This is a genomic window from Paraoerskovia sediminicola (assembly GCF_030296575.1).
GTDB classification, from domain to species: domain Bacteria; phylum Actinomycetota; class Actinomycetes; order Actinomycetales; family Cellulomonadaceae; genus Paraoerskovia; species Paraoerskovia sediminicola.
In genome coordinates this window covers 1,826,974-1,839,664 of the sequence record NZ_AP027729.1, presented here as the reverse complement: position 1 = coordinate 1,839,664, position 12,691 = coordinate 1,826,974, and the positions used below count along the sequence as shown (strand labels likewise).

8 protein-coding genes are annotated in these 12,691 nt (G+C 66.2%); 4 read left to right on the top strand and 4 right to left on the bottom strand.

Annotated elements, in window-relative coordinates; all coding sequences use genetic code 11:
- Positions 1 to 46: 46 nt before the first annotated feature.
- From QUE47_RS08560 to QUE47_RS08545, 4 genes are read left to right on the top strand one after another with little or no spacing between them, the layout of a single operon-like run.
- Positions 47 to 1,477: an HsdM family class I SAM-dependent methyltransferase gene (locus tag QUE47_RS08560; RefSeq protein WP_350227506.1), complete on the top strand. Its 1,431-nt coding sequence runs from the start codon at positions 47 to 49 to the stop codon at positions 1,475 to 1,477.
- Positions 1,474 to 2,724 (top strand): restriction endonuclease subunit S, encoded by a 1,251-nt coding sequence (locus tag QUE47_RS08555; protein WP_286216938.1) that lies wholly within the window; start codon positions 1,474 to 1,476, stop codon positions 2,722 to 2,724. The genes QUE47_RS08560 and QUE47_RS08555 overlap by 4 nt, the downstream gene beginning before the upstream one ends.
- Complete coding sequence (locus QUE47_RS08550) at positions 2,724 to 6,263, top strand: type I restriction endonuclease subunit R (RefSeq protein ID WP_286216937.1); 3,540 nt, start codon at positions 2,724 to 2,726, stop codon at positions 6,261 to 6,263. Before QUE47_RS08555 ends, QUE47_RS08550 begins: the two co-directional genes overlap by 1 nt.
- Positions 6,264 to 6,280: 17 nt before the next feature.
- The gene (locus QUE47_RS08545; RefSeq protein WP_286216936.1) at positions 6,281 to 6,697 is read left to right on the top strand and encodes a hypothetical protein; all 417 of its coding nucleotides are present in this window, start codon (positions 6,281 to 6,283) and stop codon (positions 6,695 to 6,697) included.
- A 55-nt stretch (positions 6,698 to 6,752) separates the two neighbouring features.
- Here the strand turns inward: QUE47_RS08545 and QUE47_RS08540 are convergent, their stop codons facing one another.
- The 4 genes from QUE47_RS08540 to QUE47_RS08525 all read right to left on the bottom strand — a co-directional run bounded on the left by QUE47_RS08540 (position 6,753) and on the right by QUE47_RS08525 (position 12,654).
- Positions 6,753 to 9,584, bottom strand: a complete 2,832-nt coding sequence (locus QUE47_RS08540; RefSeq protein WP_286216935.1) for a YobI family P-loop NTPase — start codon at positions 9,582 to 9,584, stop codon at positions 6,753 to 6,755.
- Positions 9,581 to 10,504 carry a YobI family P-loop NTPase gene (locus QUE47_RS08535; protein WP_286216934.1) on the bottom strand — a complete coding sequence of 308 codons (924 nt, stop codon included), beginning with the start codon at positions 10,502 to 10,504 and terminating at the stop codon, positions 9,581 to 9,583. The genes QUE47_RS08540 and QUE47_RS08535 overlap by 4 nt, the downstream gene beginning before the upstream one ends.
- A gap of 374 nt (positions 10,505 to 10,878) precedes the next feature.
- On the bottom strand, positions 10,879 to 11,799 hold the full coding sequence (locus QUE47_RS08530) for a cold-shock protein (RefSeq protein ID WP_286216933.1): 921 nt from the start codon (positions 11,797 to 11,799) through the stop codon (positions 10,879 to 10,881).
- Between the two features lie 54 nt (positions 11,800 to 11,853).
- Entirely contained in the window at positions 11,854 to 12,654 is an 801-nt protein-coding gene (locus tag QUE47_RS08525; RefSeq protein WP_286216932.1) for a transglutaminase-like domain-containing protein, read from the bottom strand.
- Positions 12,655 to 12,691 lie beyond the last annotated feature (37 nt).

Here is a 12,691-nt window from a genome sequence, read left to right as displayed (position 1 = left end):
ACGCCACCGCGGGCGACCACTTCACTCCCGCGACGCGGTCCGCCTCGTGGTGGACCTGCTTTTCGCCGAGGACGGCGAGGGCCTGGTCGACAAGGGCATCATCCGCACGGTGTATGACCCGACGGCTGGCACCGGCGGCATGCTCTCGCTGGCGGATGAGCACCTGCGGGGGCAGAACCCGGACGCACGGCTGCGCCTGTACGGACAGGAGATCAACCCGCAGTCGTACGCGATCTGCAAGTCCGACCTGCTCGCCAAGGGCCAGGACCCAGACAACATCAAGCTCGGCGACACCCTCGCCGACGACAAGTTCCCGGGGCGCACCTTCGACTACTGCCTGTCCAACCCGCCCTACGGGGTCGAGTGGAAGGCCGCGGAGAAGGCCGTCAAGGACGAGCACAAGCTCGGATTCGCGGGACGCTTCGGGCCCGGCCTGCCCGGTGTGGGTGACGGTCAGATGCTGTTCCTGCTGCACCTGGCGTCCAAGATGCGCCCGCGCGGCGAGGGCGGCGGCCGCGTGGGCGTCGTCATGAACGGATCGCCGCTGTTCAACGGCGGTGCCGGGTCAGGGCAGTCGGAGATCCGCCGCTGGCTGCTGGAGAACGACATGGTCGAGGCCATCGTCGCGCTGCCGAACGACATGTTCTTCAACACCGGTATCTCGACGTACGTGTGGGTGCTGGACAACACGAAGGCCGACGAGCGGCGCGGAAAGGTCCAGCTCATCGACGCGTCCAAGCGATCGACCAAGATGCGCAAGTCCCTCGGCTCCAAGCGGGTCGAGATCAGCGACGCCGACCGCACTGCGATCGTCGCGACCTACGACGCGTTCGAGACCAGCGACACCTCGAAGATCTTCGACAACGAGGACTTCGGCTACTGGACCATCACGGTCGAGCGTCCACTGCGGCTGAACTTCGCCTGCACTCCCGAACGCCTCGAACGGGTGCGTGAAGAGTCGAAGCTCAAAGCCGTCGACCGCGGCCGCCTCGTCGAGGTGTTGCCAGCGTTCGGTGAGGATGTCTACCGCAACCAGGACGAGTTCTCTGCCGTCGTGGGCAAGCACCTCGGATCCAACGGGGTGACCCTCACGCTGCCGCAGCGGCGGGCACTCTGGCTCGCCCTCGGAGAACGCGACGAGACCGCCGACGAGGTCCGCGACGCCAAGGGCAACCCCGAGCCCGACACCAAGCTCCGCGACACCGAGAACATCCCCTTCGGCTGGAACGACACTACCAAGACCGCCGAAGCCGACGGCACCGCCCGCGACATCATCGACGCCTACTTCGACGCCGAGGTCCGCCCGCACGTCCCCGACGCCTGGATCGACCACACCAAGACCAAGGTCGGCTACGAGATCCCCTTCACCCGCCACTTCTACACCTACGTCCCCCCGCGCCCGCTCGAGGAGATCGACGCCGACCTCAACAAGGTCGTCGCCGAGATCATGGAACTCCTCCAGGAGGTCGAGGCGTGAGCGGCGGTGACTCCGCACCCTGGCCGAATGTCCGCCTCAAGTGGTTGTCGCGAATCTTCGCGGGAGGCACACCTGACTCGGCGGACCCCTCGTTGTGGCTCGACGGCGTTGCGACCGACGGCGTCCCTTGGGTCGCGATCGGAGACATGAGCCGAAGAGACGTCGTCATGTCTACGGCGAAGTCCGTCACGGTGCCGGCGATCGAGTCGAAGAATCTTCCTGTGGGCGGACCGGGGACCGTGCTACTTGCGATGTATGCGAGCGTGGGAGAGGTCTCGACTCTCAGCGTGCGAGCAACGTGGAACCAAGCCCTGGTCGGCTTTGCTCCGGACTCTGGAAGGCTGGAGGGGCGCTTCCTCGCCCATGCCCTAAGGGCGGCGCGTCCCACCCTTCTGAGCGAGGTGCGCAGCAATACGCAAGACAACCTGAATGCCTCACAGGTCGGCGCCACCAAGATTCCGATTCCGCCGATGGCTGAGCAGCGGGCGATCGCGGACTTCCTGGACGAGCAGACGTCGCGGATCGACACGCTGATCGGCAAGCAGACCCAGCTCATCGACACCCTCCGCGAACGCCGTGACGCCGTCATCACCGCTGCCACTAATCCGCCGGATGCAAAGCGTGTGCCGCTGAAGCGGATCACTCGGCCGATCACCGATGGAGCCCACATCTCGCCTGACACGATCAACGGAAAGCACGACTTCGTTTCTACGCGGGATATCAAGAACGGGTCGATCGACTTCGACGGATCCCTCAAGACGTCAGACGAAAGTTTTGCATACATGGTCCAGACAGGCTGTCGACCCAGTCGCGGAGACATCCTGTTCGCAAAGGATGGCACTGTCGGGACAACTGCGGTGGTACTGAGTGATCACCCTTTCGTCGTCGCGTCGTCGCTCGTGATCATCAGCGTGAGGCCCAGCCGTGCATCGAGTCGGTTCGTTGAGTATGCTCTGCGCGCGGCCCCGACTCGGCACCAAGCGACCGCATTCATGCGTGGCGCGGGCCTGCCAAGAATTTCGGTAGCGAACGTCGGCAGACTTGAGATTTCACTTCCGCCACTAGGGGCCCAAGAAAAAATCGCGGCGTACCTCGATCAGCAGACGACCCGCATCGACGCCTTGATCGCGAAGACCGAGGAGCACATCGGCCTAGCGCGGGAGCGTCGGGCGGCACTGATCACGGCCGCGGTGACGGGGCGGATCGACGTGCGCACGGCCTGGCGTGCTGCCACGGTGGGGGCGTGATGGCGAACTACCAAGAGGCGTCGTTCGAGGCGGAGCTGTGCGCTCACCTGGAGGCGAATGGCTGGTTGTACTCGCCGTCGGACCACGAGCTGGGCGCTGTGTACGACGCCGAGCGGGCGCTAATCCCGGACGACGTGTTCGCGTGGTTGGAGGCGACGCAGCCGGCCGAGTTCGCCAAGGCGATCAAGGCGGGCACATCGCAGGAGCCGAAGGCGCGTGCTGCGCTGCTGGACCGCCTGTGCAAGGTGCTGGACACGGATGTCGCGCAGGGTGGCGGGACGCTGAACGTGCTGCGGCGCGGATTCAAGCACGTCTCGTCGTCGCTGCGGATGTGCCAGTTCAAGCCGGCCACGACCTTGAACGCGACGACAACGGCGGCCTATGCGGCTAACCGTGTGCGGGTGGTGCGGCAGGTGCACTTCTCCACGAAGGACTCCCGGTCGATCGACCTGGTGCTGTTCGTCAACGGTCTGCCGGTGGCGACCCTGGAGCTCAAGACGGACTTCACCCAGTCGGTGGATGACGCGAAGGAGCAGTACAAGACGGCTCGCGCCCCGAAGGATCCCGGCGGGCACGTGCAGCCGCTGCTGGGGTTCGGCAGCCGGGCGTTGGTGCACTTCGCGGTGTCCAACGAGGAAGTCTGGATGACCACGAAGCTGGCGGGTCCCAAGACGTACTTCCTGCCGTTCAACGCTGGCGACGGGCACGGCGGCAAGGGCAACGCTGCGAACCCGGCCGGGTCGGCGACGTCGTACCTGTGGGAGAAGGTCCTCGACCGGGACAACTGGCTGATGATCCTGGGCAAGTTCTGCCACGTCGAGACCCGCGACCGCCGCGACCCGATCACCGGCGCGGTGGAGAAGTCCACCACGCTGCTTTTCCCCCGCTTCCACCAGTGGGAGGCCGTCACCCAGATGGTGACGCACGCCCGTGAGCACGGGCCGGGGCAGAAGTACCTGATCCAGCACTCGGCCGGGTCGGGCAAGACACACTCGATCGCATGGACAGCGCACCGGCTGGCCCGCCTGTTCGACGAGCACGACAACAAAGTGTTCGACACCGTCATTGTGGTCACCGACCGCACCGTGCTGGACGACCAGCTCCAGGCCGCGGTGCGGCAGATCGACGCCGCGGACACGGGCTCGGCGTCGGGCGAGGGCATCATCACCACGGTCGACGACGTCGAGGCCCGCAAGCACGGCTCCAAGTCCGGTGCACTGGCGCAGGCCCTCACGGGCGGCAAGCTCATCGTGGTCGTCACGTTGCAGACGTTCCCGTTCGCGATGGAAGCCATCGCGCAGAACCAGGGCCTGGCGGGCAAGAAGTTCGCCGTCATCGCCGACGAAGCGCACTCCTCGCAGTCAGGTGCCACGGCGGGCAAGATCCGCGAGATCCTCTCCGATGCCGAGCGCGCGGACCTGGACGACGGCGGAGAAGTGTCCGTGGAGGACCAGCTCGCCGCGCAGATGGCCGCGAGGGCCACGACGCCGAACGTGTCGTTCTTCGCGTTCACCGCGACCCCAAAGGCCAAGACCCTCGAGCTTTTCGGCACCCCGGACGCGGACGGCATCCCGCACCCGTTCCACACCTACACGATGAAGCAGGCCATCGAGGAGGAGTTCATCCTCGACGTCCTGCGCGGCTACCAGACCTACGACACCGCGTTCGAGATCGCCCGCAAGACCGCCGTCGGACCCGAGACCGCCGACGCCCGCCCACGGGGCGCGAGTGAGCCGGAGGACGCGCTGGAGGACCTGCTGGTCGACAAGGCGGTCGCGACCAAGGGCCTGATGCGGTGGGTCAAGCTGCATCCGACGAACATCGCCCAGAAGTGCGCCATCATCGTCGAGCACTTCCGCCAGAACGTCGCCCACCTGCTCGACGGGCACGCCAAGGCGATGGTCGTCACCGACTCCCGCAAGGCCGCCGTCCGCTACAAGACCGAGATCGACGCCTACATCGCCAAGCACGGGTACACCGACATCGGCACGCTGGTCGCGTTCTCCGGGTCGGTGGACGACCCCGAGACCGGGCCTGAGCCGTTCACCGAGACCTCGATGAACCCCACCAAGGTCGGCACGCAGATCGCCTCGGCGTTCGCCGGCCCGCAGTACAAGGTCATGCTCGTGGCCAACAAGTTCCAAACCGGGTTCGACCAGCCGCTGCTGTGCGCCATGTACGTCGACAAGCGCCTCTCCGGCGTCCTGGCCGTGCAGACCCTGTCCCGCTTGAACCGCACCTACCGGGCGCCGTCGGGCGAGCGCAAGGACGTCACGTTCGTCCTGGACTTCGTCAACGACCCCGAGGAGATCCGAGCGTCGTTCGAGCCGTACTACACCGACGCGCGCCTGGAGACGACGACCGACCCGAACATCGTCCACGACATCTCCGCCAAGCTCGACCAGGCCGCCATCTTCACCGACGCCCAGGTCGACGCCTGCACACAGGCGTGGATCAGCCGTGCCGGGAACAACGCCCTCGCAGCGACCATCAAGCCAGCCCGCGACGAGTACGCCAAGCGGTACACCGACGCCCTCAAGCGCGACGACACCGCCGAGGTCGAGGCCCTGGACCAGTTCCGCAAGGACGTCGCCACGTTCGTGCGCCTCTACGACTTCATGAGCCAGGTCGTCGACTACGCCGACACCCAGCTCGAGAAACGCGCAATCTTCCTGCGCCTGCTCGAGCGCTACCTCCGCTCACCGTCGGAGACCGCGGAGATCGACCTGTCCGACGTCGTGCTCAAGAAGATCAAGTACACCAAGGGCGAACAGCTCGACATCACCCTCGGGGACGGCACCGGACTACGAGGCGTCGTCGCCGCCGGCTCCGGCTCCACCCCCGACCCTGTGCTTGTCGCGTTCCAGGCCGTCATCGACCGCCTCAACGACCTGTTCGGCTCCGAGTTCTCCCGAAGCCAGGTCGAAGGCTTCGTCGACACCCTCGGCGCTGTCCTCCTTGAGGACGAAGCCCTCGTCGACCAAGCCAAAGCGAACTCCCGCGCCCAGTTCCTCGAATCACCCGACCTGCCCGACGCCGTCATCGACGCAGTCTTCTCCAACCAGCACTCCCACAACGCCATCGCCGACTACATCGCCTCCGGCCACGCCGACGCCGACAGGATCATCACCGAGATCGGAGCCATGATCCACGCGGCGGTCCTGAGCGTGCCCCAGGCGCCAACCACTTCTGCTGCGGCATCTCCGGGCACCGAGCGACTGGCGGAACTGGCTGCGCTGCCCGCGGGATGGCTCGACGGCGAAGGATCGCCGATCGATAGTGAGTCCCTCCAAGCCGCTCGCGCGCTCCTTTCGGCGCTCACCGAGTTTCACGTCTCGCTGCCGCGGATCTATCCAACTCCAGCTGGCGGCGTACAACTCGAGTGGCACGGACCAGGATCGCGGGTTGAAGTCACTATCTTCGACCGCGTCCAGGAGATCTTCGTGCTGAACACCGACGGCAGCGAGGACACAATGTGGCAGGTCGACACTTACGCAACCGCTCGTGTCGTCTCCGAGATGCTCGACGGTGCGTCATGACCGAGACGAACCAATTCGTGCCACTCGAACCACACGAGACCGAACTCGACCAGCTCGACGAGTTCTACTGGCGGCAGTGCCACCCCAACTACCTCGATGGCGGCGTCCCGTCGGTCCAGATGTTCCGGGAGTCGACCGGGGACAACGGCAAGCTCTCAGGTGCACGATCGGAGAAGGCCAGTGCCCAGCTCGCCTACGAGGAGCGCTTAGCACGCGGTGGAAACACAGCAGGCACCTGGGGCGTCAGCCTCTCCGAGATCACGGCAGCCGGAACCCGCGCGGTTGATGACTCCGTCGGGGACGCCGCGCTACCTACGGGGCACACCTACCTCGACTACCGTCACCTCGACGACAAGCCGTCAGCACGGGCAGTCCGGTCTCGACTGCATGAAGCCGCCACCTCCCGCCCGCGGGAGTGGCCACCCGCACCATGACCGCGCGGTAAACGGCAACGTGCGGGCCGCTGGCAAGCGCAAACGTCGGTCCCCACTACCGGTGCTGAACCGAGCGGAACAACGACAACCGTAGGCCGCCCTTCTCCTCGACGACTTTGCTGACCACGCCCGCTGCCTGGAGCCGGGCCGCGATCGTGCGGTGCGCCTCATCGTGCGGTAGCAGAGGGCGCGAGGTGCCAGGGTCGGCGATACTCGCGTAAGGGGTGCCCATCGGGCGCAGCGACCCGCGCAGTTCGTCGTCCGAAAGGCTCGCACCTCTTGAGATGAGCTCAACCATGATCGCCGTGTCGGCTGCTCCGGCGTGCAATGCCTGTAGATGTTCGAATCCTAGTTCGACGCGACGCGCGAGCGCATGGCGACCGGCAGCGTTCGCGGCGTCTCGCGCATCGACCGGCAGGAACTCACCCAGCCGTTCAAGCACCGCCGTCTTGAGCGCCGGGTCGATGCGGGTGCTCGTGAAGAATGGCGCGAGGTGCTTAGCGGGTAGTACCTGAGGGTCGAGAAAAGTCGAGAAGGCCGCGGACTTCGTGATGGCGTGCTCGCGCGCGGACCAATCGTCGAGGAACGGCCCGATGAAGGTCGCGGCCTCGTCCTCGATGATGTCGGCCTCGATAAGCAGTCCAGCCAGTAGGCCGACCTGGGGCTCCAACTCGGCGACGTCGAGATAGTCCTCTAAGTCCAGACTGACCGCCAGGTGTGTGCGCTGGGTCGGCGAAGGCAGGTGCTCACTGGCGTTGATCACGGATACTGCTAACCGCCGGCGGTCGCTCGGATCAACCGGAACACCCGGCACGAACGATTCGACGTCCTTGAGCAGACGGCCCACGTTCTCGTCCAGTATCCGAGGCTGGTCCAGGTACGCGATGAGGTTCGCCGCGCTGGGATCGGTCCGGCACTCGGAGACCAGTACGGGCCATGCGACAGCGGGTGCATCGGTGATGGTCGGCACCCGCGCTTCGGGTGCGGCCAGGTGCACCACGCGGTCCAGGTCCAACATGCTATCGAGACTGTCAGGATTGGAATGAAGTCTGCTGAGCACGGGTGCTAGGCGATCGGCGCCGTCCACGGTGTGTTGGCTGGGGTGTGCTCCATGGACGACGTCGAGGTAGTCGTCCAGGCGCTCGACAACGGTGTCGTAGATCCGCGTATCGGCGGCAAAGAGCACGTCTAAAGCGATGGAATCGCGATCAGCCAGAAATTGCAAGTTCCTCGCGTTTACCTGGTACGTGCCCTCGTCGGCCGCCGCTTGGCGCGCAGCGAGGTTCAGACCCACCAGGTCGGGCAACTCGACCTTCATCGATGCAATGAAATCCATCGCCCTTGCGGTCGCCTCAGCTAGTGTTGCCGCGTCCGTTAGGGTGTCGAACCTGTCGTAGTGGGCAAGCATGAAATCTACGACGACCTCATCCCACTCATACTCCTGGTTTGCGCCCAGGTGCCCCAGCGCTGCGTCGACCAACCGGACTCGCAGCCCATCCTTAACTTCAATGGACTCGCCCAGGAGGTACGGAAAAATTACCGTGCAATAAGGCGCAAGTGCCGCGACGAATGCGACGGGCGAATTTCCACTGGCCAGGTAACGGGCTGCGAAACGTCGCTCCGGTGCGCCCCAAGTCGCAACCTGCAAAATGTGAACATCGGTGCGCTCGTCGTCGATCTGCAGTAGGTGGTCCATGACTGCGACGTTGTAGATCCGCCGGTCACGCAAGACGCCTTCACCCTTGTCCCGCAAGATCGCCTCTACGTCCTCGTCATCGAGTGGGTACAGCAGGCTCGGCTCACCCTGGTCCAAGGCGTGGACGATGAAGTTCAACGCGTCCCGGCGCAGGTGGCGTCCGTAGTACATCGAAATGTAAAGGGCAAAGTAGTCATTCACGAACCCGCCCGCGACAAGATCGCGTGCCAGATCGGACCCGAGCAGGCGGTCAGTTAGCCCACGGAAAGATTCCGGTCCATGTTCAGGGTCAATTTCGGCCGTGAACTCGGGGCGGGCATAGATCTCCTGCCAGGAGTGGTGTCGCAGGAACATGAGCTTTGCGGGAATCGCGGCCTGCTTCCGCATAAGCTGAGCGCGGTCCTGACGAGTCCACCGCTCCGCGTCCAGGCCTTCGCCCAGGACTAGTTGTAACTCTTCGAATTTCATCGCGTGCGAAAACGAGTATCTTGAGTTGCGGAACTCGACGGTCTGCTGGCCCTTGATTACCGATCGCCAGAACGCCGGCGTCTTCACGCCCTCAAAGTCGTACGCATTCCCTCGAACGACGATCTGCACCTGGTTCGCTCGAGGTACACCTGCGAGGCAGACGTGCCAAAGTCGTGCCCCCAGCCGCTCGCTGCGGGCGGCCACCGCGTCCAGGTCCGCAAGTTGCTGCGCCAGCGCCTGAGATCGGCCGGTCAGGGCGTCGACGCACGTCTCGATCAGGTCCTGCCAGTGGGTGTGGAGCAGGTCGAGTTTGCTCGTGCCGAACCGGATCGCCTCGAAGTCACCCATGTGTACGCTCTTGTACAAGATCATCGCGAACAGACGGTCCTCATCCAGACCCGGTACCGTGCTCGGCCGGCCGAGCAACCGGTCTGCGAACACGTCGTACTCGTTGCGCATGTTCACGATCAAGCGCTTGTCCGCCACGTGCCTCGCCGCCAGGTCCGTGAGCTCAGGCGAAACACCCGTGCCCGCCATCTCCTCGACCATCAAATCTCGGGCGTTGCGATGTGTGATGAACGGGACCATGGGGATCACAAGGTCGAAGAACTTCGTTCGGTTCGCGCGCTTGACCTCCTGCTCGGCCGCGTCGTCCAGTCCCGTGTCCTGGGCCGTGCCGAGTCTCTCGAAAACGCTGTCGCGCAGGGCGTAGATGAACTTCACGTCTGGGGTCGGGGGAGTTCCGTGGTCATGTGCTTGCGCCGATTGTTCTTCGCGCGTCTGCGCTGCTGGCGGCGTGAGTGCCCTCGCCTGTAGCGAACCTGCTCAGCACCGTTCAGCAGCGTGTTCAACGCCCGCAGCGTCTCGAAGATGTGCGCCTCATCGAAGCGGTCGATGTCCTCGAAGATCACGATGTCGCGACCGCTTTGCTCGAAGTAGTAGACGATTTCGTCCATGTACTGATCGAAGTAGCTCGTCGGCTGCGTCGTGGCCAACGACACCGTCGCCGGGCCTGCGCTCAACTTCTCCAGGAACACTCGGTTGTGCGTTGCCCACCGAACGATCACGACCACGCTGGCTAGGACGAGTAGCAGCGCGAGGTAGGCCAGGACCGTCAAGGCCGTGTTGTCGGTGGCGACCGCGACGAGGGGCTTGCTGAGGCCGCTCAGGAACAGTAGGCCCAGCACCACCACACCGACACCGAACCCGACGCCGAGCTCGCGCCAAATCTGGAACCGCGCGATACGCCGGAACCGTGAACCGCGGGTGCGCGCGGGCGCGTCCCGGTACAGGATCTGCTTGACTATCTCCTTCTGGATGCGCAACGTCTTGACATAAGACGCCGTGGCATCGCCTGGTGCCCGGTCCGTCTCATCGATGTCCGGGCCGACTGTCGATAGCGAAAGTTCGAGCACACGGTCTTCGTACAGGTCCGCGATCTGGCTCAACACGCTGCTCTTACCCGTGCCGTACGCCCCGGTCAGCGCGATGTTCCGCATCGAAGGTTCGGAGTCGATCGCAGTCTGTAGCGCCGTCACGTATACGCCATGGTGCTGCGGGTCGTAGCGCGCGCCAAGGCTGCGCAACGTCACGGGCTCCGATACCGCGCGCTGGTTCGTCCCTTGCTTTGCTGCGGTCGTCATGGCCGGATCGTAGGGCTTGCCTCCCACAGCGCCCGACGAGCATGTCCGCCCGGATCGAGCGGCCGCCGACAGCGAGCCCGTAGGCTGCGATGCTGGGCCGAGGATTCCGCCACCTTAGTGAGAATCCGGCTACGACACGCTGTTGCGAAACCGCAGTTCACAGCCCTGCCCGTCCGTCAGGTTCCGCGCGAACCTACAGATGTCGTGTCGGACGGCGGCGCGAGGGCCGCGTAGGCGCGCGGGCCTGCTCCCGGGCGCGTGCGAATCCCCGCGAGAGTGTCGTCAGCGGGGTCCACGTCGGGCGCCGACCCCGCGAACGACACTCTCGCGACGCTCGACGTGGCCGGCCCGCTCAGACCCGCCGGACCCCCGGCTCAGAGCAGCTCGACGGCGTCGGCCTGCGGCCCCCGGTCGCTCTGTCGCACCTTGTACCGGACCCGGTCGCCCTCCTCCAGCGCCTCGACGCCCCGGACGACCGACACGTGCACGAACAGGTCCGCGCCTCCGGCGTCGGGGGCGATGAACCCGAAGCCGCGATCGGCGTCGTAGCGCGCGACGGTGCCCTCGCCTCCGCGCACCGGCCCGTCGGACGGACGGCTCGGGCGACCGCGCTCAGCGCCACGGACACCCCCTGAGCGCCCCACGAGCCGGACGTTCCGGGCGTTCGGCCCCTTGTCGCCGTCGACGACGTCGTACGTCACGCGCGCGCCCTCGGCGAGCTCGGTCAGCCCCGGCCCGAGAGCCTTCACGTGGACGAAGACGTCCGCGCCACCCGAGTCGGGCGCGATGAACCCGAAGCCCTTCGCGTCCTCGTACCAGGACACCGTGCCGTCGGCGCCGTCGGACGCCGGCCGCGCGGGCTCCGACCCGAGCGGGAGCAGGTGGTCCGCCTGCGGCCCCTTCTCCCCGTCGACGACGAGGAACGCGACCCGCTGCCCCTCGGAGATCACGCCACCCCCGACGATGGCGGAACTGTGCACGAAGACCTCGCCACCGCCGTCCTCGGGCGTGACGAACCCGTAGCCCTTGGCGGGCTCGTACCAGGTGACGGTGCCGAGCACGCCGAGCGGCGCGTCGGCGGCACGGTCGCCCGTGACGCGGACGCGACGCGCCTGCGGGCCACGGGCGCCCTCACCCACCTCGAACTCGACGGCCTGCCCCTCGCGGAGCTGCTTCGGACCGTCGTCGCCGACGATCTCGGACGCGTGCACGAACAGGTCCTCGGCGTCGTTCCCGAGGTCGATGAACCCGAACCCTCGGTCGACGTCGAACCATCGGACAGTTCCCTGGGGCACCTAGGACTCCTCGTCTCGGCGGACAGTGCTGACGTCCAGTGTCCCCGACATGACTCAGCCGAGCCGCACCAGAGCGTGCACGTCGTCCTCGGGCAGCTCGTCCACGACGGCGGTCACCCAGATCTCCTGCAGGTCGGCGAACCCGTCGTAGACGCTCATGAACGCCGTGTCCGCGGCGTCGCGGCCGGTCGCGATGCGCACGAGCGACTCGCGGGGCGCGAGGGTCGTCGCGTCGACCACGTGCCACCCTCCGTCGACGTAGGCCTCGGCCACCGCGTGGAAGTCCATCGGGTCGAGGCCCGGCGCGTACACCGACGCGAGGCGCGCGGGCACGTCCATGCCGCGCAGCAGCGCCACGACGAGGTGCGCGTAGTCCCGGCACACGCCCTGCCGGGACAGCAGCGTCTGCTCGGCGCCGTCCGTCGGGAGGCTCGACCCGGGGACGTACTCGAGGTGGGTCCCCACCCACGAGGAGACCCCGGCAAGTAGGTCCGCGCCCTTGAGGCCGGAGAACTCGGCGGCGGCGGTCGGTGCGAGCGAGTCGGACTCCGCGTAGCGGCTCGGTCGCAGGTATCGGAGCCACTCCGCCGTCGTCGGCGCGGGAGTCACCGCGTCGGGGTGACGGTCGAGGACGGTCGCGCGGTAGTCGACGACGAGCCGCCCGACGCCGGGCCGGACGACGTGCAGCCGCGACCCGTGCTCGTCGAGCGTCTCCTCGGGGACGACGGGGTCGCCGTCCAGGGTGATCGTCAGGGTCTCGTCGGCTTCGTTCGCCTCCACGACCGCGACGGCGAACGCCAGGGTGACGGGCGAGGTCACGTCGATGGACAGGTGGGAGGTCACGTCGCGTCGCATGCGCCCATGATCCTCCGCCGACGGAGGTGCTCTTGAC